Genomic DNA, 24,186 nt, shown 5'->3' with positions numbered 1-24,186 from the left:
CCATGCGTAAAGGCATTATTCTGGCCGGAGGTTCCGGCACGCGGCTATACCCCATCACGCGGTCGGTGTCGAAGCAGCTCATGCCCGTCTACGACAAGCCGATGGTCTACTACCCGCTTTCGACGCTGATGCTGGCGGGGATTCGGGACATCCTGCTGATCTCTACGCCGGAAGACACTACGCGCTTTTCAGACATGATGGGCGACGGCAGCAACTGGGGCATCAACTTGCAGTACGCGGTCCAGCCCTCGCCGGATGGGCTGGCGCAGGCGTTCATCATCGGACGCGAATTCATCGGTAACGATCCCTCCACCCTGATCTTGGGAGACAACATCTTCCACGGCCACGATCTTGTTGCACAACTCGCTCGCACGGCCATTGTCGACGATGGCGCTACGGTGTTCGCGTACCATGTGCACGATCCCGAGCGTTATGGGGTTGTCGAGTTCAATGACCAGTTCCGCGCGATCTCGCTTGAAGAAAAGCCTGCGAGACCGCGCTCGAACTACGCCGTGACAGGGCTCTATTTCTACGACAAGCAGGTGTGCGATATCGCTTCCGAGGTTCGCCCGTCTGCTCGCGGCGAGCTCGAAATTACAGACGTCAACAAGCGGTATCTGGAAATGGGCAAGTTGAACGTCGAGATCATGGGGCGAGGCTATGCGTGGCTCGATACCGGCACGCACGATTCGCTTCTGGAGGCTGCGACTTTCATCGCCACCCTGCAGAGCCGACAGGGCTTGATGGTGGCCTGTCCCGAAGAAATCGCATACAGGAACGGATGGATTAGTGCGGAGCAGGTTGCTGCGCTGGCGCGTCCGTTGTCGAAGAACGGTTATGGCAAGTACCTCATGCAAGTCATTTCAGAGTCTGTCAAATGAACCTGACCGTGACGCAAACGGCATTGCCTGAGGTGCTCGTTCTAGAACCGAGGGTATTCGGGGACGATCGCGGCTTCTTCTTCGAAAGCTTCAATTCGCGTGTCTTCGAGCAGGCTACCGGTGTGAAGCGGGAATTCGTGCAGGACAACCATTCGCGATCTGTGCGAAATGTTTTGCGCGGCTTGCACTATCAGATCCAGCATCCGCAGGGTAAGCTCGTGAGGGCATTGCGGGGAGAAATCTTCGACGTGGCGGTTGACTTGCGCCGTTCATCGCCGAATTTCGGCAAATGGGTCGGCGTATTGCTCTCCTCGGAAAACAAGCGGCAGCTATGGCTGCCGGAGGGTTTCGCGCACGGTTTCCTCGTGGTCTCTGAAGAGGCAGAGGTTCTATACAAGACGACCGACTACTGGTATCCCGAACACGAACGGTCGGTGGTATGGAATGACGCCGAGATCGGTATTTCGTGGCCATTGTCTGAGACACCCGTGCTAGCGGCGAAAGACGCTGCGGCAGTGTCGCTGTTGCACGCTGAGCTTCCGCTTTGAGTCATGGTGCGTGCGAACATGAATATCCGGAATGATTCTCCGCCCCGTCATCGCCCTTCACCGTTGGAGTGAATTGCATGGCAGCGCGTGAAAGGATCCTTTTTTGCGGGAATTCGGCATGGGCCATGTACCAATTTCGCCGTGGTGTCATGGTAGCTTTGATTGCGGATGGCTATGAAGTGCACGTTGTCGCACCAACGGACGGCTATTCTTCTGCCTTGGAGGGACTGGGCTGTATTTTTCACGCTGTACCCATGTCACCGCAAGGCCACAATCCTCTGGAAGACTTGCGGCTTGTCCTGGTACTGAGTGCCCTGTACCGGCGCGTTGGCCCTAAGGTGATCTTTCATTACACGATCAAGCCCAATATCTACGGATCGGTCGCTGCGTGGCTGGCCAGGGCGAAATCCATTGCAATCACTACCGGGCTGGGCTACGTGTTTCTTAATGTCGGTCTGGTGTCACGGGTCAGCAAACTCCTGTATCGGATAGCGTTGCGATTTCCGCAGGCGGTCTGGTTTCTCAATCATGAAGACCGCGGCGCATTTGTTTCCAGAAAACTGGTGGACTCATCGAAGTGCGTCGTGTTGCCAGGGGAGGGCATAGACCTGACCTATTTCCGGCAGCTTTCGGATATCACGCCCGGGCCATCGGAGCGTTTCACATTCCTACTGATTGCGCGCATGTTGTGGGACAAGGGTATCGGCGAGTACGTCGATGCGGCTCGACAACTCGGGGTGCGATATAGGAATGTGCGTTTCCTTCTGCTTGGGCCGGGCGGTTCCGCGAATCCTAGCGCCATACCCATCGAACAGATTCGACGTTGGCAAGAGGATGGCGTAGTTGAATATCTGGGCGAAGCGGCTGATGTGCGGCCGGCCATTGCAGCGGCAGACTGCATTGTGCTGCCCTCCTATCGTGAGGGTGTACCCCGTGTTCTGCTCGAGGCCGCGGCAATGGAGCGGCCGGTGATAGCGACCGATGTTCCCGGTTGCAAGGACATCGTTGAGCACGGCGTAAATGGTTACCTGTGTGCGGAACGCAATGCGGATGACCTGACATCAAAAATGGAAGCGATGCTCCAGTTAAACGCGTCGGTGCGACGCGAGATGGGGCGGGCTGGCCGAGCAAAGGTGCAGCGTGAGTTTGATGAGAAGAGGGTGGTGGCCCGTTACCGTAGCGTAATTCAGGAATTTGCCTGAATTGAGCGAGCGGGCGGAAGAGGGACTGCAGGTGGCGGAAGTGCGGACATGGATTGTGCTGGTGGAATGGCGCGAATCGATGGGATTACGAATGCTACATTTGACGTTATCCATCGTTATTCGGCAAGATTTTTGATTCATATACGGACTTGGTGATTTCAATGACGTTTATTCCCGTTATTCTGTCGGGTGGGGCTGGGACAAGGCTATGGCCGGTGTCTCGGGAGTTTCATCCCAAGCCGTTTATTCGTCTGCCGGATTCACAGAGTCTGTTGCAGAAGGCGTTTCTGCGTGCGGCTGCACTGCCCGATGTTGCCGAAATCCTTACGGTCACAAACAGGGAGTTGTTCTTCAAGACGGAAGATGAGTATCGTGAGATTAACCACTCCCGGATGGCCACATCTTTCATTCTCGAGCCGTTCGGGCGAAATACATCGGCGGCTGTTATATCTGCTGCGCTGCATGTATCAAAGACTTACGGTAACGACGCGACCTTGCTGATTCTGGCTGCGGATCACCTGATATCCGATCATGCGGCCTTCGCGGACGCTGTGGGCAAGGCAAGGGATTTGGCTGAGAAAGGCTATCTCGTTACGCTGGGAATTCGTCCGGATGCGCCCGAAACGGGGTACGGGTACATTGAGGCGAGCGGCACGCAAGTCAAACGTTTTGTCGAGAAGCCGTCGGCACAAAAGGCTGCCGAATATCTTGCAGCGGGCAACTACCTTTGGAACTCGGGGATTTTCTGTTTTAGGGCAGGCACTGTTCTATCACAGTTCGAAGAGCATGCTGGCAATATTCTCAATGCTGTGAAGGAGTGCTTCGACGAGTCACGAATTGTGACGGCCGATGGCTTTTCCCAGACCGATCTTGAGGCAAGTCGGTTCGAAGGAGTGCCGAGTATCTCGATCGACTATGCGCTGATGGAGAAGTCCAATCAGCTTGCCGTTGTGCCTTGTGACATCGGTTGGAGTGATGTGGGCTCCTGGAATGCTATCGGTGCGCTTGCCGGGGCCGATGGCAGTGGCAACTGTATTGAGGGTGAGGCACTGCTGCACGATAGCAAGAATTGCTACGTACGCGGTGAGGATCGCATCGTTGGTATGGTGGGTGTCAGCGATCTCATCGTGATCGATACGGCCGATGCGCTTCTCGTTGCTCACAAGGAGCGAACACAGGAGGTCAAGGAGATTGTCCGCCAACTGAGCGAGCGCGGGCACGAATCCAGCAGGATCCACCGAACGGTACATAGGCCCTGGGGCACATATACCATCCTGGGCGGTGGCGAACGATTCAAGATCAAACGCATCGAGGTCAAGCCGGGCGCATCGTTGTCGCTGCAGATGCATTACCACCGCAGCGAACACTGGATCGTGGTCAACGGCATGGCGAAGGTGATCAACGGCGAAACGGAAACGCTGGTGAACACCAATGAATCGACATATATCCCGGCCGGAAATCGCCACCGGCTGGAAAACCCCGGAAGGCTGCCTTTGGTCATGATCGAGGTGCAGTGCGGGGACTATCTCGCGGAAGACGATATCGTCCGCTTTGAAGACACTTACGGCCGGGTTTAAGAAAGGACACGTGGCATCTATGAGCAAAGTCGCACTCATTACGGGCATCACTGGACAGGATGGTGCTTATTTGGCCGAATTTTTGCTAGCCAAGGGCTACCAGGTCCATGGAATCAAACGCAGAACTTCGCTCTTCAACACTGATCGCATCGATCACCTTTTCCATGATCCGCATTCGGGCGGCCCTAACTTGGAACTTCACCATGGGGATCTGACGGACTCGAGCAGCTTGCTGCGGATCATCGCCAAGGTTCAACCGACGGAAATCTACAATCTGGCAGCCCAAAGCCATGTTCAGGTGTCGTTCGAAGAGCCCGAGTACACCGCAAACTCCGACGGCATCGGCGCTCTGCGCTTGCTGGAGGCGATTCGGATTCTCGGTCTTGAAAAGACCGCGCGCTTCTATCAGGCATCGACATCCGAACTGTACGGCTTGGTGCAAGAAGTGCCGCAAAAAGAAACGACGCCTTTCTATCCGCGCAGTCCTTATGCCGTAGCAAAGCTCTATGCATACTGGATCACGGTTAACTACCGTGAATCGTATGGGCTTTATGCTTGCAACGGGATCCTCTTCAATCATGAGAGTCCGATCCGCGGGGAGACGTTTGTTACTCGCAAGATCACCCGCGGTCTTGCGCGCATTGCGCTCGGCATGCAGGATTGCTTGTACCTCGGCAATATGAATGCTCTGCGCGACTGGGGTCATGCACGCGATTACGTGACGATGCAATGGCTCATGCTGCAACAGGAGCGGCCCGAGGATTTCGTTATTGCCACAGGCGAACAGCACAGTGTCCGGGAGTTTGTTGATCTTTCTGCGCGCGAGCTTGGTATCACCCTGCGATGGCAAGGTGAAGGTGTCGATGAGGTGGCTATCGTGGACAAGGTCGAAAACGAAGAATATGCCAGTCACTTGGCTCTGGGAGCCACGATCGTACGGGTGGATCCACGATATTTCCGTCCTGCTGAAGTGGAAACGCTGCTTGGCGATGCGACCAAGGCGCGCGAAAAGCTTGGCTGGACGCCGGAGACGTCTTTTGCCGAGCTTGTGGCGGAAATGGCCCAGGCCGATGCAGCGCTTGCCGCCCGTGAGAAGGCCGTACTAGGTCGCGGCTTGAAGATCTTCCGACCGGACCTTGGGGAGAAATAATCGTGCCTCAGGGTCCCATTCTTGTTACAGGTGGAACTGGCATGGTCGGGCGAAACCTGCTCGATTTGGCCAAGCTCCGTAATGTCGATATCGTGGCGCCGTCCAGTCGGGAATTGGATCTGCGCAATTTCGATGCGGTACGCGGCGTCCTGCGCGACCTTCGACCGTCGTGTATTGTGCACGCGGCTGGCCGGGTTGGCGGAATCCAGGCAAATATTCGTGAGCCGGTAGCGTTTCTTGTGGAGAACTGGGACATGGGCAAGAACCTGCTCATGGCCGCTCGCGATGCCGGGGTTGCACGTGTGCTTAATCTTGGCAGCTCTTGCATGTATCCGCGGAACAGTCCCAATGCCCTGCGCGAAGAGGAAGTTCTAACAGGACAGCTCGAGCCGACCAACGAAGGGTATGCGCTGGCGAAATGTGCAGTGGCGCGCTTGTGCGATTACATCAGCCGGGAAAGCCAGGAGTGCCAGTACAAGACGCTGATTCCATGCAACTTGTACGGCAAGTACGACAAGTTTGATCCGCAGCATTCGCATCTGGTGCCAGCCATCATTCACAAACTGCACGAGGCGAAGTCTTCGGGCCGCGACGCAGTGGACATCTGGGGCGATGGGACCGCTCGGCGAGAGTTTCTGTATGCGGGCGATCTGGCGGATGCCATCTTCACCTTTATCGACCGCTTCGACAGCCTTCCAGGATTGCTGAATATCGGACTCGGTCGGGACTACGAAGTCAATGAGTACTACCAGGCTGCGGCAGAAGTGGTTGGCTATATGGGACGCTTCGAGCATGACTTGTCGAAGCCGGTTGGCATGAGCCGGAAGCTGGTTGACACCAGTCGTGCCAGCCAGTTGGGTTGGGCTGCCCGGACGTCGCTGGTTGAAGGGCTGCGTGCTACATATGACTATTATTTGAATCACTTGGGGTAATGGATGCCGTACTCGCTTGCTAGTACTACGTGGGGCCAGGAAGAGCTCGATGCAATGCAACGCGTCATCGAATCGGGCATGTTTACGATGGGTAAGCATGTTGCCGAGTTTGAGCGGGTGTTTGCCGAAAGCGTCGGCAGCCGCTATAGCGTAATGGTGAATTCTGGATCCTCCGCCAACCTCGTGATGGTCGGCGCGCTGCTATTCCGGAAAAGCAATCCGCTGCAGGCTGGCGATGAAGTCATCGTGCCGGCAGTGTCGTGGAGTACGACCTACCATCCGCTGCAGCAGTATGGATTGCGAGTCCGCTTCGTCGATATTGACCGCGAGACGCTTAACTATGACCTCGATGCGCTAGCCAGCGCGATCACCCCGCAAACGCGAGCGATCATGGTGGTCAACCTGCTGGGCAACCCGAACGACTTCACCCGCATCCGCCAGATCGTCGGCGATCGCAATATCGACATCGTTGAAGACAATTGTGAGTCGCTGGGTGCAACTTTCGAAGGGCGCCAAACCGGGACGTTCGGACTGATGGGTACTTACTCATCGTTCTTCAGTCATCACATCTCGACCATGGAAGGTGGCGTGGTCGTGACCGACGACGAAGAGCTGTATCACATTCTCTTGGCACTGCGCGCCCATGGCTGGACGCGCAACCTGCCCAAGCACAATCACGTTTGCGGAACCAAGAGTGATAATCCGTTCGAGGAATCCTTCCGGTTCGTGCTGCCTGGGTACAACGTGCGTCCGCTGGAACTGAGCGGTGCAATCGGTATTCCTCAGATGCGCAAGCTGCCTGGCATGGTGGAACAGCGTCGCCGAAATGCATCGAAGTTCCAGGCGCTGATGTCACGCGTGCGGCACTTGCGCACTCAGCGCGAGATTGGCAACAGCAGCTGGTTCGGCTTCAGCCTGATTGTCGAACCCGATGCGCCGTTCACACGCGCCGACCTGATCGCGGCGTTTGCGAAGCACCAGATCGATGTGCGCCCTATCGTTGCCGGCAATTTCGCTAAGAATGAAGTGCTGAAGTGGTATGACTATTCCATTCACGGTAGCCTAACCAACGCGGAAGAGATCGATGTCTCGGGTTGCTTTATCGGGAATCACCACTATCCGATGGATGACGAATTCAAACTTCTCGAGCAAGCGCTAGCCGAACTGCCGGGTGCAATAGTGTGATGCAGAATGCCCTGAACGTCCCCGAGCGCAAGGTGTCGGCGGAGTCGAAGCCGGAGATCCTGATCACGCCGCAACCGGATTCAAGCCACTACTGGCGCGACCTATGGCGCTTTCGTGAGCTGCTGATGCTGCTCGTGTGGCGGGACGTGCTGGTGCGATACAAGCAGACCGCGATGGGAATGAGCTGGGCCGTCCTTCGCCCGCTCACGACCATGCTGGTCTTCACGCTTGTCTTCGGCAAGCTTGCCAAGTTGCCGTCGAACGACGCACCGTATGCGTTGCTGGTGTTTGCGGGAATGCTGCCATGGCAGTTCTTCTCGGCGACCTTCTCTGATGCAGGCAACAGTGTTGTGGGCAATGGCCATATCATCTCGAAGGTGTATTTCCCACGGCTGATCGTGCCGCTCAGTGCACTGTTCGTTGGAGTTGTCGATTTCGTCATCGCTGGCCTCGTGTATCTCGGCCTGTCGATGTTCTATCTCCATATGCCGAGCTGGCAGGTCATTTTTTTGCCACTCTTCGTTATCTTGCTCTGCTCGTTCATACTGGCATGCAGCCTCTGGGTGGCGGCGCTCAACGTCTCGTACCGGGATTTTCGCTTTCTGGTTCCGGTTGCCATTCAGTTGGGTGCCTATCTGTCGCCTGTCGGCTTTGCAAGCTCGATCGTTCCAGAGAAGTGGCGGCTGCTTTATTCGCTAAATCCGATGGTAGGCATCATCGACGGATTCCGCTGGTGCCTGCTAGGCGGGCAGAATCCTTTGCACTGGGACGCCCTCGCAATTTCCGTCGGCATCACGATCGTGCTTCTCATCCCGGGAATCCGGTTCTTCCGGCGTACTGAAAGCGGCTTCGCCGATCTGATGTAAATCATGAGCAAAGCAATTGTTGTAGAGAATCTTTCGAAGAGCTATTTGCTCAAGCATCGCACCGCGCAGGCCCAGGCGTCGACGCAGAAATCGTTGCGCGATGCGATCGGTTCCGGGCTGGGTACAATGCTGCGTGGTGGCCGGAAGCGTAACGCTGCGGCCGGCGTTGAAGTCGAGACAGAAGAAGTTTTCTGGGCATTGCGCGACATTAACTTCGAGGTGGAAGAGGGCGAACGCGTTGCCATCATCGGTAGGAACGGCGCCGGCAAATCCACGCTGTTGAAGATTCTTTCGCGTGTGGTCAGCCCGACGTCCGGCAGTGTGCGGATTCGCGGCCGGTTGAGCAGTCTGCTCGAAGTTGGTACGGGTTTCCATCCGGAGTTGACCGGGCGTGAGAACGTCTTTCTCAATGGCGCGCTTCTGGGCATGAGCCAGGCCGAAGTGCGTCGTAAGTTCGATGAGATTATCGACTTCGCGGAGATTGAGCGATTCCTCGACACACCCGTCAAGCGCTATTCCAGCGGCATGTACGTGCGCCTCGCTTTTGCAGTATCGGCATTTCTGGAACCGGACATTATTGTCCTGGACGAAGTCCTGGCCGTTGGCGACGCCGCATTCCAGAAGAAGTGTCAGGCCAAGATGCGCCAGTTGGCGGCAGAAGGGCGTACCGTGCTATTCGTCAGCCACAGCATGGGGGCGGTCAAAGAGATGTGCGACACTGCGCTGATCCTTGAGGGGGGGCGCGTGAACAACGGGAAGGTGTCCGTCGATGAAGCCGTGCTGTCCTACATGCGGCGATCCGTGAATACCGAATGCGCGAACCTGCCGTTTCACACGGAGGATGTCGATTGCCTGAATGTCCTGATCCTTCAGGACGAAGTGCCGGTCACCGCTTGCGATGGCAGCAAGCCAATTGATGTGCAGATCGAGTTCCGTGTGCATCGGCCTCTTCAGGCGTTTCGGATGGGGTTCTATCTCAAGACGGTGCTTGGCGAAATGATTGCGCGTTCGCTCGCCGCAGACTGGAATCCGGACATGGAAACCGTGCTGCCCGGCGATTATGTCCTGCATGCGCGATTGCCTGCCGATTTTCTGGTAGCGGGCAGCTATGTCGTGGAAATCCACTCCAGCCAGTTTGGCGTCTGCGACTATTTTGACAACATGCTCTCCTTCCCAATCACTGTTCGCCGTTCGTTGGGGTATAACGTGCAGCATGCCGCCGAACAGCCGTTCGGTTATGTGCATCTCAATCCGGGTTGGCGATTGGAATCCTTGTCTCTCGCATGATCGACGTCAAACTGTCAACGTGCGCACCTGCCTGGCCGTGGATGCGTCAGTTCCCAGGCCACTTGCCGACTTGGGGGCCTTTCCGATTTCACATCGACAGTAATATTTCGAACTGCGATGCCTGGGTGGTGTTCGAATCGCTCGCCGCACGAGAGCAAGTCAAGTGCCCGCACGAACGAACCATATTCGTGACGGGCGAACCGGACTCCCTTGGCCACTATGATGCCGGTTTTCTGTCGCAGTTCCACACTGTCGTCAGCGGGCGCCGTGACATTGATCATCCCCGCATCTTCAGGATGCAACAGGCACATCCCTGGTTCGTCGAACGATCCATGGACGAGTTGCTTGCAATGGCGCCGGTGGCAAAGCAGGAAGAGATTTGCGTCATCTCGTCAGACAAGGCGTTCAGCGAAGGCCATCGGAAGCGGCTGGATTTCGTTCAGGCGTTGTCCGGGGCATTGGGAGACCGCCTGCATGTGTTTGGGCGCGGCATTCGTAGTTTCGACGCGAAGTGGGATCTGCTGTCCCGCTACCGATATGCGGTGGTGTTGGAGAACCACGAAAGCGATGATTTCCTGACCGAAAAGCTCCCCGATGCGTGGCTCGCGTGGTGCTATCCGTTCTATGCAGGCTGTACGAACGTCGGACGTTATCACGCGGACGACGCGTGGACGCGGATCGCGATGGAAGAACCACAACGCGCTGCTCGGACTATTGCCGGTTGTCTCGATGACCCGAAGCATTACTCTTCGCACCTCGAGGCCATTGCGCGCGCACGGACGCAGTATCTGTGGAATACGCAGTTCTTTCCAAATCTCGCTATCGTCCTGCAGCACCTGATTGCCACTACGGCGCAGAGCGAGCGTGTGCAGAAGACCATTATCCCGATGAACGAGATGGTGGAGCGCGCGGCCAGGGAAGCAGCAGAAATCGCCAACACCGCGGCACGTGGCGATTCGACATCGCCGCAGCAATTGCCAGAAATCAAGAACGGAAAGTCTGTGAACAAGCTATTGGTACGGGCTCTCAGGTCCGCGGGCTACCGCCTGCAGTATGCAGCCGATGCGATGGATCCACCTCCGCCGCCACCCCCGCCGCCACCGCCCCCGCCACCCCCGCCGTCGCCTTCGTTGAAGGAGATGTCGTACCGGAAATGGGTGGCGGCCGATGGCGACCGTACTCTGCGCGTCGATTACCCACTGACGTCCAAATCGATCGTGTTCGATGTCGGTGGATTCGAAGGACAATGGGCGAGCGACATCTACGCACGGTATCGCTGCCACATTCACATTTTCGAACCGGTACCATCGTATGTGGAGCAGATCGCGCGTCGTTTTGAGCAGAACGACGCGATCCGTCTCCATGCTGTGGGCCTTGGTGGCTGTGCGGGCACGTTCCAGATCTCGATTGCCGGTGATGCATCGTCCATGCAGTTGCAGGGCGAAGACATAGTGGAAATCCGCGTCGTCACGCCCGAGCAGGTGTTTTCAGCCGAGGATGTTTCGCAAGTTGACTTGATGAAGGTGAATATCGAGGGCGCCGAGTACGACCTGCTCGATCACCTGATCGACACGGGCCTGATACGGAAAATCCGCCGACTTCAGGTGCAGTTTCACGATTTCGTGCCTGACGCCGAAGCACGGATGGCGGCGATCCAGCAGCGGCTTGCTGTAACACATCGCGTGACATATCAATTCCCTTTCATTTGGGAAAACTGGGTAAGCAAGGAGTTGGAGGAATGATCGTCACGCGAGTGATCGGTGGTCTTGGAAACCAGATGTTCCAGTACGCGGCAGGCCGCGCACTGGCGCGGCGGCTTGGGGTGCCGTTGAAGATCGACAGCAGTGGCTTTGCCGACTATCCCTTGCACACCTACGGGCTGCACCATTTTGCATTGAAGGCCGTGCAGGCTGGAGACCGCGAGATACCCAGCGGGCGCGCTGAGAATCGGTGGGCCAAGGCATTGCGGCGCTTTGGCCTGGGTACCGAATTGCGCGTGTTTCGCGAACGCGGATTTGCTGTGGATCCTGAGGTCATGAAGCTGCCTGACGGTACGTACCTGGACGGGTACTGGCAAAGCGAGAGCTATTTCGCGGAAATGACACAGGAATTGCGCTGCGATTTTCAGATTATCACCCCGCCCACTTCGGAAAATGCCGAATGGCTGGCACGTATCGGCGGTGACGAGGGGGCAGTTTCCATTCACGTCCGCCGTGGTGACTATGTGACCAGTGCATCGGCCAATGCCGTGCATGGAACATGTTCCCTGGACTACTACATGCGGGCTGCCAGGTATGTAGCCGAAAACGTGGGTGTGAAACCGACGTTCTATGTTTTCTCCGACGACCCGGACTGGGTTGCGGGGAACCTTCATCTCGGACACGAGGCGCGGTATATCCGCCACAACGACTCCGCCCGGAACTATGAGGATTTGCGGCTGATGTCAGCCTGCCGTCACAACATCATCGCGAATAGCACTTTTAGCTGGTGGGGAGCGTGGCTGAATGCGTCAGAGAGGAAGGTAGTGATTGCGCCAGCGCAGTGGTTTCGCGATGAGAAGTTCGATACGAGAGATCTGCTGCCGCCGACGTGGACAAGGCTCTGAAACGGACTCGTTCGGACTCGATAGAACGCATCGGCAATGAGATGTATCGCTGCAGTGAAATTAATCTTTAGAGATCAATCAATAAACAGTGACGCGTTACCAGTTGATGTGACGATGTTCACTGACATGGCGGAAATTGAATGAAAGGCGAGCCTTTGATCAGCGTCGTAATGCCAGCGTACAACGCGCAGCAGCATCTGGCCGAGGCTATGCAAAGCGTGCTGGCCCAGACTTATGAGAACTTCGAGGTCATACTCATTGACGACGGTTCATCGGACAATACGCTTGAGATTGCGCGGTCATTTGCGGATCCTCGCATCAGAATCGTGGAGAATGAATCGAACCTTGGTCTCGTCAACACGCTCAACAAGGCCTTGGGTTTCTGTAAAGGCGACTATATCGCGCGCATGGATGCCGACGACATTTGTGTGCCGGACCGCTTCAGACTGCAGGTGGAGTTTCTGCAGCAGCATGCCGACGTTGGTGTCGTAGGCGGTGCCATCCGCTTCTTCGACAGCATCGCGACGCCTTATACATTCCAGTTTCCGCCATCGCACGACGATATTCGTGTCGCGTTGATGTTCTATTGCCCGTTGGCACACCCGGCACTGATGTTTCGCCGCTCTGTTTACGATGAGCGCAAGCTGGTTTACACCAACGAATTTCCGCACGCGGAAGACTACTGGTTGTGGAGCCGCTTTACCCAGGAAGTGCGTAGCGCCAATTTGCCGGACCTGTTGCTGCACTACCGGTTGCACAAGAAGCAGGTCAGCACGAGCGAATCCAATCACCAGTATCTGGCGTCGCGTAAGGTGCGAGGCTGGATGTTCGCACAGGCAGGTGTCGAGCTCGAGGAGCGGGATTCTGAACTGCATGAAAGTCTGATCCTCGAACGGTACGCTGCGACGCCCGAGTACCTCAATGACATTGCGCATTGGTTCGCCAAACTTGAGGCCGCCAACGTGGCGTCGGGTTTCTGGGACGGGCGGGCGTTGCACGATCTTCTAAAAGAGCGATTCCGCAAGGTGCTGACAGAGACAGGTCTCCAATCGTATCGTCGATTGGCAGTGGTGGAGGCGCAGCCATATCTGCCTCCGCCGTCGGCGGATCTGGCAAGGACGATGCGAGGCTCGGTCAGTGCATTGCAGCGGAGATGCCGCAATGCCATCAAGCGGTTGTTGAAGTGGGGGAATTGAAGATGCCAGTTCCACAAGAGAATCGACTTGCAGGGCAGGAGATGGCAACGCTGGTGGTGCGGAGCGTTGGAGGTCGTCATCGCGAAATCGCGCGCGCGCTCGAAAGTGTTGGGCGCTCGAGCTATCGTCCGCTTGAGGTCGTATTGGTGTACCAAGGCACCGACGAGGGATATCTCGAGTACCTCAGCAGCCTCGGCACCTTGGTGCCCGGTATCGAATACCGTGTGGCGCACAATCCGACCAATGAAGACCAGCGCGCTAGAAATCTCAATATTGGTATCGCTGTGGCGAAGGGTCGCTACGTCGGCTTCCTGGACGATGATGATGCATTGGAGCCGGATCACTTGGAGCGCCTTGTAACGGTCCTGCAAGACACTGGCCGCACATGGGCCTATGCTCAAACAGTATTGAAGAAGGAGAATGAGCAGTTCGAGGTCATTCAGGAAACCACTCCGTTCGTGCGCAAGAAATTTTCCCTGAAGGCATTGTGGACAGAGAACTTCATCCCGATCCATAGCTTTCTGATTGACCGCACGCGACTGCACGACGAACTGCGAGAAGGGCCTTTCAATGAAGCGTTGACGCGTTCCGAGGACTGGGACTTTCTTATCCGGCTGGGTTTCTATCATGAGCCAGCCGTGATCGAGGCGTTCACCTGCAGTTACTACGTAAGCACCGCGCCGCGCAATAGTAATCTGTCATTGACGCGCCCCAAAACGCAAACCGAACAGGACTTGCAGAACAAGCGCATGTGGGATCGCTCAAAGGAGATTGTCGAGGGCACCAAGGAAGGACTTCTTAGCCGCTTCTATTGGGCGCGCGACTATTTTGTAACGGCAGTGGCCCCGCTTCCCTCTCCCTTGGCGGAAGCGCCGCGTGCAACGACGAGCCGTTTCTACCGTCGGGTAGTGCTCGGCATTATCCGCAGGTTGGAAAGAACAGTCTGATGGGCGCCATGCGTAAAGTTATCAAGAAAAGGGCTGGGCAAGTCATTCGGATGCGCCTGGTGGTCCGAAGAAATGGTCATGAATGCGTGGATCACGCGTGACCGATATTGTCAGAGAGGCCCATGCCTAAAGTTTCCATCTGTATTCCGGCCTATCGGCAGGTGGCCTTCCTGCGCCAGACGCTGCAGTCGGTATTGGATCAGCGTTTTACTGACTATGAAGTGATCGTTACCGACGATTCGCCGGACGACTCCGTAGAAGCATTGCTTGCCGAATTCGATTTCGGCGGGCGCTTGCGATACGTGCGCAATGCTAAGCAGCTGGGCTCGCCGGAGAACTGGAACGCTGCGTTGCGTCTTGCCTCGGGCGACTACCTGAAGATCCTCCATCATGACGACAATTTTACCGATGCGGATGCGCTGGGCGATTTCGTGCGACTGCTCGATGATCAGCCTGATGCTGGATTTGCGTTCTGTGCAACGCTGATCACTGATGTCGCAACGGGGCAACAGCGTGTTCATCGAGCCACCGAGAGTCAGATGCAGGCGCTGCGAGCGATGCCGGAGGTGCTATTCGCAGGCAATTTCGTTGGTGCGCCGAGCACCACGATCTATCGCCGGGCCTTCTCGCTCGAATACGATATAAGAATGAAATGGCTGGTGGACCTGGATTTCTATATCCGTATCCTCCAGAGCGGTACGCTATTCGCGTTTAGCACTAGGCCGCTGATTTGCACGCCGACGAATGCGGAACATCAGGTCACGGAGGTATGCAGGGACAGCGGGCAAATCGAGCTTTATGAGTATTCGATCCTGTTCGAAAAGATCGCGCACAAGGTAGCCGAAGAACCCGAGATCAAGGCGCAATGGTACCGACTGTTCGAGAAGTACCGCATACGCTCGCGTCGTGGATTCCTGAAGTACGGGGTGGCGCAACCCGAACCTGCCGTGTATTTCGACCAGCTTATTAAGAGCTATCGCCGTATGCGACTCCTCACGTTGCAAGGTCTCGCGCGCATCTTCTTTGCGATTTACCCGAAGGTTCCGGCTCCCGTTCGAGCACCAGTACGCTGGACCAAGAACGGGGTTCTTTTTGTACTGGGTCGACAACGCAAGCTGCCGCCCGCAGGTAAGTATGGCGGCGAAAAGTAATGTCTGAGCAAATCCCATTGATCACCGTGCTGCTGCCTGTGCGTAATGGCGAGCGGACAATTATTTCTGCGGTACGTTCCATTCTGGCTCAGACTTTCGCGGACTTCGAACTCATAGTGTTAGACGATGGGTCCACGGATAATACGGCCCAACTCGTGCTTGGTTTGCAGGACGCACGTATCCGGCTTGTTTCGGATGGATTTCAACTCGGTTTGACTGCACGCCTCAATCAGGGTGTCGATCTGACCCGCAGTCGCTACCTTGCTCGGATGGATGCAGACGATCTGAGCTTTCCGGAGCGACTGAAGCAGCAGTACCAATTTCTAGAGGAACACCCGGAAGTCGATCTGGTAGGGTGTCGGGCAGCGGTATTCCGGAATGATGGGTCCATTGTCGGACTCCTGCCGTTTCGCAATACCCATGAGGCGATCTGCGCGCGTCCGTGGCGTGGCATCCCATTGCCGCATCCCACATGGATGGGCCGGGTGGAGTGGTTCCGCAAGCATCGGTATCGCGTTCCGGAAGTCAGGCGTGCGGAGGATCAGGAACTACTGTTGCGTAGCTGTACGGCCAGCAGGTTTGCGTGCCTAGATGAGACCTTGCTGGCATACCGGCAAGGCAACTACAGTGTGACGTCGACGCTGGTCGCGCGAAGACATCTTCTCCAGGCACAACTGCGGACGTTCATCGCGCGGCAGCAATGGACCAATGCCGTTTTGGCGGCACTTTCCAGTGCCGTAAAGGCAGCAGTGGATGTGCTGGCTGCGATACCGGGCATGGACAAGGGACTGGCTTTCCGCCGCGTAGAGGATCCAGTGCCGGCGAGCGTTGCTGAACGTATTCAGGAGCTTTTGGCAAGCGCTTCGCGTTCGTAGGTGTCGTGACAGGCTACGACTGTCCGGAGAGTCTTCGCGACAGACTGCTCGCTGCCCGCGCCAACGCGGCGCTTACCCGCGCCTCTATGTACCAGCCCAGCATAAGTGCGACATTGCAGCGTTGGTCCGCCTGCGTTAAGGCTTGCCGATTCTTCAGCAAGAACCGAGCCGTGTTGTAAAGCGCATAACTCTCATACGACAACCTGCCACGCCCACGGGCACCGCCGGTGGCTTGCGATGGAGGCAGGTTGATTTGCAATGCGCGGGGCTCATATGAAATCTTGAGTCCGCGTGCACGGCAGCGCACTAGGTAATCGGTTTCTTCGCGATAGCAGTTGCCGACGTAGCCCGTGTCGAAGTCTATCTCCCTGGCCGCATCCGCCCGGATCAGGAACGATGCGTGGCATACTGGAACCTCCACGGCTCGAGGCATTCTGGCCGCAAAATCGAATCGCAGCCTGCTCAGGTTCACTACATCGTCCACCTTGCTGGCGAGCTTGCGGCGCTCAATGACGGCGGTCTCCGTGTCCTTGTCGTCGCGCAGGTATAGGGCGGAGGCGCCAACGATATCGCTGGCGGTGTCCCTTGCTGTTTGCAGCAGAATCCCCAAAGCGCCGGGGTTCAGTAGGGAATCGTCATCACCGAAGTAAATGAATTCCGTCTGCGCCAGTGCTTTGCCACGGTTCTTCGATGTGGTCTGTTTCCCGTTAGCACTGTTGCGCAGATAGGTGATCTGCGGGTAGCGCTGCATGAGCGCCTTCGCGACCTCGGGCGTATTGTCGGGCGAGCAGTCGTCCACCAGTACCAGTTGTGCGACCTCTGGCTGCAGATAGGACGGAATCGTGTCTGCAAGCAGGTGAGCGCGCTTGTAGGTCGGAACGACGACGGTCACCTTAGGCTGGCTGTCTGACATGGAATTTGGCGATGACGTAAAAGAGCGTAGCAAACAGCGATGCCTTCAGCATCGGAACCACGAAGAGCAACTGGTTTTCACGCGGCAGAAGCAGGAAAAAGGGCAACGTGGCGGAGAAGATAAACAGGCCGAGCGGCGAGGCCATGGCTACGCGGTGGAGCAGGCGCAAACACGTGCCGGTGAAAAGGCCAGCGACAAGCGGCCCGAACAGCCGCGAATACAGCAGGGACTCCGCCACTGCAGAACCACCCATGCCCTTGCCTTCGAGGTACATTTTCGGATCGACGATGAACGATATGCGATGCGCCAGGCTGGCTGTGTGCTTGACGAATTCCAGCGTCTGACCGGCAGCGAGATCGCCTAGCATTCGATGATAGCCGTCGAGGAAGATGGCGAAGGTCGCGCGCAAGCCGTCGACAGGTGTGAACCTTACAAGGTGCGTAGCCGTGGACTCGATGAAGATCAGGCTGACACCCTGCCCGTAAGCGAATCCGAAGAGTGTTTCGAATGGATCGGACGAAATTGCTGTCGCAACAGGAATGCCCACTCTAACGCGGCCCACAATATCGGCAACGATGGCGAGGCCGATGCCGGCGCAAGCAGCTTTCCACCAGGAAACCTTGAGCTCCTGGGTCGTGACCAGCAGCCACGTCAGCGCGATGATCTGCGCCATTGGAACACCACGCGCCCCCTTGAGCATGTCCAGTACGCAAAGCACCAGTCCGAAGCCATATGCCATAAATGCCAAACGCTGCCGGGGGCGCGACGCCAGGTACATGAAGATACAGAAGATCAGCCAGCTGCCGAGCGCATAGGGAATGCCGCTCGGACCGCCGTACTTGTAGAGAGCGAGATAGTCGCCATTGCGCCACGTGTCAATATTGATATAGACGCGATAAAGCGCAAAGGGCAGCAGTGCCAGGCCGGAGCGTAATGCGAAGACGCCAAGAGACTGGTCATTGCGCACCGGGACGTTGCCGAGCTTGCCTGCCGACAATGCAATGCCGCATAGAAACAGGCTGATGCCGCACAGCGACAGCGCTACCGTATGGTCGTTCATCGGACCCATGCGGAACCAGTCGCCGTAGCGGTAGTCGGACCAGCCAAAGAAATAGGTGATCAGGAATCGGCTGAACAGGAAGAGCGTGGTGGTCAGGCAAAGCAGCATTGCCGGGTTGAACCGGCTGGAAGAAGCCTTGCTGACTCGGTATATGCAAACAAAGAACGTCAGCGCAGTAATGGGTTCTTGCCAGGCGAGTACGCCGTAGGCGCCGCTGATCAGGTTGGCAATTACCAGCGCCACTGTTGCCAGAAAGAAAAAATTAGGCATCCTGGGCTCCAAAAAACAATACAAAAGCAACAATCAGCAGGGCGAAGTTCGCACAGGCGTACGCGACCGCTGCCCCTGCCAGGCCGGCCAAGCCGGTCAGTATGTAGGTGGCCAGTATGAAGCAGACCGAAAACGTCAACTCGAGCGCCCAGGAAAACCGAAGATTTCTTTGATAAATGAAAAACGCGACGAACGGCATTGCTAGGGCCTTGAAGGCATCGCCGAGCAGTTCGATCCAGAGCAGGGGTGAGATGCCCGCGTACTGCTCGGAGTAGAGCACCTTGACCACGAGGTCGGCGCCGCGCCACAGGATTGCTACGCCAACGATGAAGCCGAGCACAACGAGAAGAGCATAGCCGGCCAGACGTTTTTTTAGCGTTTGGCGCGGCGTATCGCTCCGGAACACTTCGGGCAGCAGCACGAAGCTGACCACGGCTTGCGCCATGGCGACGATGGCGTCGGAGATGCGGAACATGCCTTGCCAGAGGCCGGCCGCTTCCGGGCTGACCTGCGTCGACACGACTTCGCGGACGGCGATCACGGCCGCGGTGCCCACGACGGCCGGTGCGAGCGCGATAGCGACATAGGGTGCCAGCGATCGGGCTGCCGGCCAACCGTCGCGCAAGGCGGCGATGCCGGCGTGCCAGCGCGTTCGGGTGGAGGCGGCCACCACCAGCCAGATCGCGAGCGTTGTGGCAAAGCTGATCACCAGTGCGCGGACCGCGCTCGGGATCGAACCAGGCAGGACGAACAGCCAGTAGCTCAGCAGTGCGGTGACACCCGATAGCGCAACTACGATGGCATTCAGCCGCGACCGCCCTTGTGCCAGCACGGTGGCCTGGATCTGCAATGCCAGTGCAGCGAGCAGACCGAGCGCCAGTGCGGCGAGCGGGCCGAGCGCCTCGGCGCCGCTGACCACGTCGAGTTGCCGGAATCCGGCATGCCAGGCGGCGATCAGCACGGGCACACCAAGCACAAACAGCAACCCGCCGGCCAGCCACCGTGCGCGCGCCGCATCGTCCTGTGTCGGTGAGGACAACCGCGCGATCAGCCCTTGCGAGATGCCGCCATTCGAGAACGTCGTGTAGAGCGTGGCCAGGCTGAAGACATTACCCCATGTCCCGAAGGCCGTCGGTCCCAACTGCGTGGACAGGATCTTGTTCGCGGCCAGGCCGCAGAGCAACTTCAGGAGAACGCCCAGACCGGAGATCAGTGCGTTCAATGCCATGGAGGCGCGGCCAGTGTCTGGTAAGGGCCGGAAACACGAGCCACTACCCGTGAGGTCATGGCTGTGAACAGGAAGCTCGCAAGGAAGAACGCCGACGTGACCTTGCCGAAGCCTTCCATCGTGCGCATGATGAACCAGACAGAATGCGCCGAGCGGAACTTGTTAGACGAGAAGGAGCGCTTGCGTACACGATACCAAGCCAGCGTCTTGGGCAAGCGCTCACCGCGCAGACCGGCCTTGATCAGGATAGCCCAGGCGGCAAAGTCTTCAGCCACGAGGCCGGGAGGCATTGCCGGAAAAACGCCGTCGCCGGCTATCTTCCGCTTGAGCATGACGGCCAGGCACCCTACGCCCCGCCGGGCGTTATGGGAAAACAGCGTCAACCGGTTCGGTCCGCAAATTCTCGATATTGGGCGGCCGCTGCCATCCTCGAACGGGATATAGTCGTGATAACTAAAATCCAGGTCATGTTGGCGCATAAACGTGACCTGATGCTCCAGCTTATTTTTGTCCCAGATGTCATCAGCATCGAGAAATGCGACATATTCTCCCGATGCGGCCGCGATACCGATATTACGCGCGCGTGCGGGACCGTATGCCACCGGATTGGTAATGATCCGAATGCGCGCGTCAGATGCGGCAAGACGGACGAGCACGGCTGCCGTTTCGCGATTTGAGCCATCATCGACCAAAATCCATTCGAAGTCGGTGAGGCTCTGCTGCAGAATTGAACTGGCGGTCGCGCCAATATACTTCCCATCGTTATGCACGGGAGTAATGATGCTAACCAGTCTTTTCGCACTCGATATGATCATTTTGCAAGGAGTAGCAGTTCCAGCCGCCGAGTCTGCGACGCCTGCGAGTATAAGGCATCGAATGCTGCGAATGCTGCATTCCGGAGGGGCCCCTGATCGTGGGTTTGTAAAATTCTGTGAAGTGTGCGTGCCATCTGTGGCACATTTTCAACTACGCTAATGGCCTCGCGATACCGCTCGTCAGAAAGCATGGCTTCATAGCCTACCGCTGCATTTGGCATGCAGATCACCGGGATGCCATACGACAACGCCTCGGCGACCTTGGTCTTCATGCCGCTGCCCCAACTTACCGGTGCCAGGTAGACCGCGGCTGACGCGAAGGCGCTGGCCATCCGGCTGGGATTGGGATTGTCGATGACCTGCAGGCAACGGTACGGTGCGGCCATTTCCGCCGCACGGGCACCCGCAACGACGAACTGCGCGGGCGTATCGGAGCTTTCCTTGAACAACTTTGCCACTTCGGCGAAGTGTCGCAACGCGGTCTGATTTGGTGCAAAGCCGAAATGTGCGGTGAACAGGATCTGCGGATGGGCGGTGGAAGCCGCCAGGTGCTGAGTGTCGGGCTCGCCACGAGCCAGCGAGATGGGCAGTATGCCTGTGCGGGCGGGTATGCCGTAGTGGCTGTCGAACAGCGCACGATCGGCTTCCGTGATAAAGGTCATGAAGTCTGCAGAGCGGCACGGGGCCTCCGCATGTCGAATAAGCCACGTATCCAACGCATTACTTACCTGCCGTAACATATTTCCACCATTGTGCTGGCGCTTCAGTTCGGCTTCCACGTTATCGCTCAGAATCCCGTAGGTCTTGTCGGACACTTTTTCGCGAATTTCGGACAAGAGCATGCCGAGACGGGAATTGTGGAACAGCGTCACGTCTGCAGCCCGTGCTTCGCGCGTCAGGAGCGAGCGGTAAGTCATCAAATAGGTGGGGCACAGCCGCACGCGTGCCGCTACGTCTCGGAGCGTAGTTTTTTTCAGGTAAATGCGTTTGCAGTGGGCAGGAAACTCGAATATTTCCCCATTTCCCATGTCCTTGCTGATGACGGTCAGCTGGTCGACGCCTTGGGCGGCGCAAAGCGCCTGGGTCAGCGAACGGAGGTAGAGGCCGCCTCCGGAAAGCTCCTGAAGCCCATTGGGTGATATCAGCAGAACGTTCACGAATCTCGTAATTGCAGTTGTGCGCGAATCTGCTTGCAGAAACGCTCGATGGAGAAGGATTCTTCAATGAATGCATGCATGCGGGCGGGGTCGCTATTGCGTCGCAGACGCTCAAAAATTGACGTAGCTTGCCTGACGAAATCACCGGTGTCTGTCGGCAGTTCGCTGACCCAGGGCACGCCTTGCCGCAGGAATACATCGCAGGCGCCCACCCGGGTGCCTAGTACACTGACGCCGGAAGCTAGTGCTTCGAGCGTGACAAGCTCAAACCCTTCGAAGAGGGAGGGCAACAGCATGATGTCGATCATGTTGTAGAACGTCGACATCTGATCCGGCGCGAGGCCGGGGACAATCGTGATGCCGGGGAGGTCCTTCAGGGCAGTCGGCACGTCGCTCGTCGTTGCGATGACCAGCCGCATGTCGGGTTGCGTGCCGATCCAGCGCGCTATCTCGATCAGATAAGGCAACCCCTTGCCATATTCCAAGCGTCCCGCAAAGCCCAGCCGAACGAGGCCGTCCGTGAATTTCTGCCTGGCATGGAACACGGATGCATCAATGCCGTTGTGGACCACGCGGCATTTTCTTGCGGGTACCCCATGGTGGTCGATGCACAGGTCGCGGACGGCTTCCGAGACGCAGATTACGCGCTGCGCGAAGCGCATTGTCAGGCCTTCGAGGCGGGCCAGAAGCCGCATCCCCAGAAACCGGTTGCCCGACTTGGCCAGGGCCCGGATATAACCAGCCGCGGAACCGTGAACGATTACTGCTTCAGCAGGATAGAGCGGCGTGTACGAGGAGTTGGAAATGGTCACGAACTTGCCGCCAGATAATCTTCTGGCCCATAGCCACAGCGATGCCGCGATTGGAAAGGCAAACTGCGCAAGGCGCTTGCCACGCAGAAACTGTGGTAAAACCATGGCTTCGTCGACCAGGGTTACTTCGGCGCCATGCCGTTTGAGGTCACTCTGGAGAAGATGTACGACGCGCTCAACGCCGCCCGTGTTCTTTACCCCATTACGCGATACGAGAAAAATAGGCAAGAGCATGAACAATACTGTGGTTGTGCGGTTGCACAACGCGGAGGGCAGGCCCTACTATCTGGGCGGCACGATGTGAAGTCAAATGACCGCTCGCCGCCGCACGTTCGCCTGCAATCTGCAATGCTGAACGTGGACACGGTCGGGAAGTCGACATTCTACGCGAATGCCGGCCCGACCTTGGCGCTACGATTTCTCTTGAGTTTTCATGTTTGAACTATTCTGGCTCCCTGCAATCGCGGCCTTGTTGAGTGCAGGCGCTGTGCTGATCCTGCGCCCACTGGCCACCCGCGGAGGTTTGCTTGACCACCCCGGCGGAAGAAAGCGACACGAAGGCTCGACACCACTGGTCGGCGGTATCGCGATCCTCATCGCGGTCTGGGTGTCCACGGCGATGTTCGTGCGCGGCTATGATCATTACACGCCGCTGTACATTGGCCTGACGCTGCTTGCGCTGGTTGGCCTCTTCGACGATCTGAATGGCATTCCGCCACTAAGCAAGCTGGCATTCCAGTTCACAGCGGCAATCCTGATGACTTCGTGGGGTGAGGTGTATCTGCACTCCCTGGGCGATCTTCTCAACAAGCGCGACGTCATTCTCTATGCGTGGGGCATTCCGCTGACCCTTCTTGCTGTCCTCGCGGTGGTCAATGCCATCAACATGACCGATGGCATGGATGGCCTGGCGGGGGGCCTTTCCTTTATTGTGTTCGGCTGGTTCGCGTGGTTGGCAAACGACATTGGCAATCCGGGTGCATACCGGATCTGCCTTCTGGTGTGTGGCGCCATTGCAGGTTTCCTGCTGTTCAACATGCCCAGCCCCCTGCGCCGCCGGTTGGTTTTCCTGGGCGATGCGGGAAGCTTGTTGCTTGGCTACGGGATCAGCTGGTTCTCGGTGGAACTGTCGCAGAAGGAGTACAACCCAGGTGGCAGTTACGTGCCCCCGGCCGTTATGCTCTGGGTGGTCGGGCTGATCTTGATTGATCTGCTGGCGGTGGTCCTGCGTCGGGCAATCCAGGGCAAGAATCCGCTGGCGGCCGATCGTACCCACCTGCATCACCTGCTTTTGCGGGCGGGCCTGAATAGCAAGCAGGCGGTATGGTTCCTCCTGGTCGGTAACCTTCTCCTCGGCCTGATTGGCGTTGTGGCATGGAAGCAGGGTGTGCCGGAGTCCATTCTGTTCGTTGCCTTTCTGCTGCTGACGGGCATTCACTTGCTGATCATGCAGCGAGCATGGGTCGTGATCCGATGGATACGGAGACTTCGCTCGCGATAGTGCCAATGCGAGCCACATGGAAGCTGAA

General features: G+C 57.3%; 22 protein-coding genes. 16 read left to right on the top strand and 6 right to left on the bottom strand.

What is annotated here, in order from left to right:
* Positions 1-2: 2 nt before the first annotated feature.
* From rfbA to AC3WVS_RS12260, 15 genes are all read left to right on the top strand, one after another.
* Positions 3-881, top strand: a complete 879-nt coding sequence (gene rfbA / locus AC3WVS_RS12330; RefSeq protein ID WP_492318864.1) for a glucose-1-phosphate thymidylyltransferase RfbA — start codon at positions 3-5, stop codon at positions 879-881.
* Positions 878-1,429 carry a dTDP-4-dehydrorhamnose 3,5-epimerase gene (gene rfbC / locus AC3WVS_RS12325; RefSeq protein ID WP_492318863.1) on the top strand — a complete coding sequence of 184 codons (552 nt, stop codon included), beginning with the start codon at positions 878-880 and terminating at the stop codon, positions 1,427-1,429. The genes rfbA and rfbC overlap by 4 nt, the downstream gene beginning before the upstream one ends.
* A gap of 77 nt (positions 1,430-1,506) precedes the next feature.
* On the top strand, positions 1,507-2,631 hold the full coding sequence (locus tag AC3WVS_RS12320) for a glycosyltransferase family 4 protein (protein ID WP_492318862.1): 1,125 nt from the start codon (positions 1,507-1,509) through the stop codon (positions 2,629-2,631).
* A gap of 161 nt (positions 2,632-2,792) precedes the next feature.
* The gene (locus tag AC3WVS_RS12315; protein WP_492318861.1) at positions 2,793-4,208 is read left to right on the top strand and encodes a mannose-1-phosphate guanylyltransferase/mannose-6-phosphate isomerase; all 1,416 of its coding nucleotides are present in this window, start codon (positions 2,793-2,795) and stop codon (positions 4,206-4,208) included.
* A gap of 19 nt (positions 4,209-4,227) precedes the next feature.
* Positions 4,228-5,358, top strand: a complete 1,131-nt coding sequence (gene gmd / locus AC3WVS_RS12310) for a GDP-mannose 4,6-dehydratase (RefSeq protein WP_492318860.1) — start codon at positions 4,228-4,230, stop codon at positions 5,356-5,358.
* Positions 5,359-5,360: 2 nt separating this feature from the next.
* Positions 5,361-6,290, top strand: coding sequence for a GDP-L-fucose synthase family protein (locus AC3WVS_RS12305; protein WP_492318859.1), 930 nt, complete (start codon positions 5,361-5,363; stop codon positions 6,288-6,290).
* A 3-nt stretch (positions 6,291-6,293) separates the two neighbouring features.
* Positions 6,294-7,475 (top strand): DegT/DnrJ/EryC1/StrS family aminotransferase, encoded by a 1,182-nt coding sequence (locus AC3WVS_RS12300; protein WP_492318858.1) that lies wholly within the window; start codon positions 6,294-6,296, stop codon positions 7,473-7,475.
* The gene (locus AC3WVS_RS12295) at positions 7,475-8,341 is read left to right on the top strand and encodes an ABC transporter permease (protein WP_492318857.1); all 867 of its coding nucleotides are present in this window, start codon (positions 7,475-7,477) and stop codon (positions 8,339-8,341) included. The genes AC3WVS_RS12300 and AC3WVS_RS12295 overlap by 1 nt, the downstream gene beginning before the upstream one ends.
* 3 nt (positions 8,342-8,344) lie before the next feature.
* Entirely contained in the window at positions 8,345-9,628 is a 1,284-nt protein-coding gene (locus AC3WVS_RS12290; RefSeq protein WP_492318856.1) for an ABC transporter ATP-binding protein, read from the top strand.
* Complete coding sequence (locus AC3WVS_RS12285) at positions 9,625-11,370, top strand: FkbM family methyltransferase (protein ID WP_492318855.1); 1,746 nt, start codon at positions 9,625-9,627, stop codon at positions 11,368-11,370. The genes AC3WVS_RS12290 and AC3WVS_RS12285 overlap by 4 nt, the downstream gene beginning before the upstream one ends.
* Positions 11,367-12,233 carry an alpha-1,2-fucosyltransferase gene (locus tag AC3WVS_RS12280; protein ID WP_492318854.1) on the top strand — a complete coding sequence of 289 codons (867 nt, stop codon included), beginning with the start codon at positions 11,367-11,369 and terminating at the stop codon, positions 12,231-12,233. The genes AC3WVS_RS12285 and AC3WVS_RS12280 overlap by 4 nt, the downstream gene beginning before the upstream one ends.
* Positions 12,234-12,373: 140 nt before the next feature.
* The gene (locus tag AC3WVS_RS12275; protein ID WP_492318853.1) at positions 12,374-13,429 is read left to right on the top strand and encodes a glycosyltransferase family 2 protein; all 1,056 of its coding nucleotides are present in this window, start codon (positions 12,374-12,376) and stop codon (positions 13,427-13,429) included.
* Between the two features lie 2 nt (positions 13,430-13,431).
* Positions 13,432-14,376 (top strand): glycosyltransferase family 2 protein, encoded by a 945-nt coding sequence (locus AC3WVS_RS12270; RefSeq protein ID WP_492318852.1) that lies wholly within the window; start codon positions 13,432-13,434, stop codon positions 14,374-14,376.
* 122 nt (positions 14,377-14,498) lie between these two features.
* On the top strand, positions 14,499-15,527 hold the full coding sequence (locus AC3WVS_RS12265) for a glycosyltransferase family 2 protein (RefSeq protein WP_492318851.1): 1,029 nt from the start codon (positions 14,499-14,501) through the stop codon (positions 15,525-15,527).
* Positions 15,527-16,402: a glycosyltransferase family 2 protein gene (locus AC3WVS_RS12260; RefSeq protein WP_492318850.1), complete on the top strand. Its 876-nt coding sequence runs from the start codon at positions 15,527-15,529 to the stop codon at positions 16,400-16,402. The genes AC3WVS_RS12265 and AC3WVS_RS12260 overlap by 1 nt, the downstream gene beginning before the upstream one ends.
* 13 nt (positions 16,403-16,415) lie before the next feature.
* Here the strand turns inward: AC3WVS_RS12260 and AC3WVS_RS12255 are convergent, their stop codons facing one another.
* Genes AC3WVS_RS12255 through AC3WVS_RS12230 form a run of 6 tightly spaced genes read right to left on the bottom strand, consistent with a single transcriptional unit; the run spans position 16,416 to position 22,891 of the window.
* The gene (locus tag AC3WVS_RS12255; protein ID WP_492318849.1) at positions 16,416-17,315 is read right to left on the bottom strand and encodes a glycosyltransferase family 2 protein; all 900 of its coding nucleotides are present in this window, start codon (positions 17,313-17,315) and stop codon (positions 16,416-16,418) included.
* Entirely contained in the window at positions 17,296-18,645 is a 1,350-nt protein-coding gene (gene wzy / locus AC3WVS_RS12250) for an O-antigen polysaccharide polymerase Wzy (RefSeq protein ID WP_492318848.1), read from the bottom strand. The genes AC3WVS_RS12255 and wzy overlap by 20 nt, the downstream gene beginning before the upstream one ends.
* Positions 18,638-19,873, bottom strand: coding sequence for an oligosaccharide flippase family protein (locus tag AC3WVS_RS12245; RefSeq protein ID WP_492318847.1), 1,236 nt, complete (start codon positions 19,871-19,873; stop codon positions 18,638-18,640). Before AC3WVS_RS12245 ends, wzy begins: the two co-directional genes overlap by 8 nt.
* A complete protein-coding gene (locus AC3WVS_RS12240) occupies positions 19,864-20,688 on the bottom strand; it encodes a glycosyltransferase family 2 protein (RefSeq protein WP_492318846.1) in 825 nt (274 codons plus the stop codon). The genes AC3WVS_RS12245 and AC3WVS_RS12240 overlap by 10 nt, the downstream gene beginning before the upstream one ends.
* Positions 20,685-21,845, bottom strand: coding sequence for a glycosyltransferase (locus tag AC3WVS_RS12235; protein ID WP_492318845.1), 1,161 nt, complete (start codon positions 21,843-21,845; stop codon positions 20,685-20,687). Before AC3WVS_RS12235 ends, AC3WVS_RS12240 begins: the two co-directional genes overlap by 4 nt.
* Positions 21,842-22,891: a glycosyltransferase family 4 protein gene (locus AC3WVS_RS12230; RefSeq protein WP_492318844.1), complete on the bottom strand. Its 1,050-nt coding sequence runs from the start codon at positions 22,889-22,891 to the stop codon at positions 21,842-21,844. Before AC3WVS_RS12230 ends, AC3WVS_RS12235 begins: the two co-directional genes overlap by 4 nt.
* A gap of 199 nt (positions 22,892-23,090) precedes the next feature.
* On the opposite strand from AC3WVS_RS12230, the gene AC3WVS_RS12225 reads away from it, so the two are divergent.
* Complete coding sequence (locus AC3WVS_RS12225) at positions 23,091-24,158, top strand: MraY family glycosyltransferase (protein WP_492318843.1); 1,068 nt, start codon at positions 23,091-23,093, stop codon at positions 24,156-24,158.
* Positions 24,159-24,186 lie beyond the last annotated feature (28 nt).

Source organism: Cupriavidus sp. CPT47-8839-RL05A (assembly GCF_058792255.1).
Note: the sequence above shows the minus strand (reverse complement) of the source record. Positions and strands in the feature narration are given on the sequence as shown.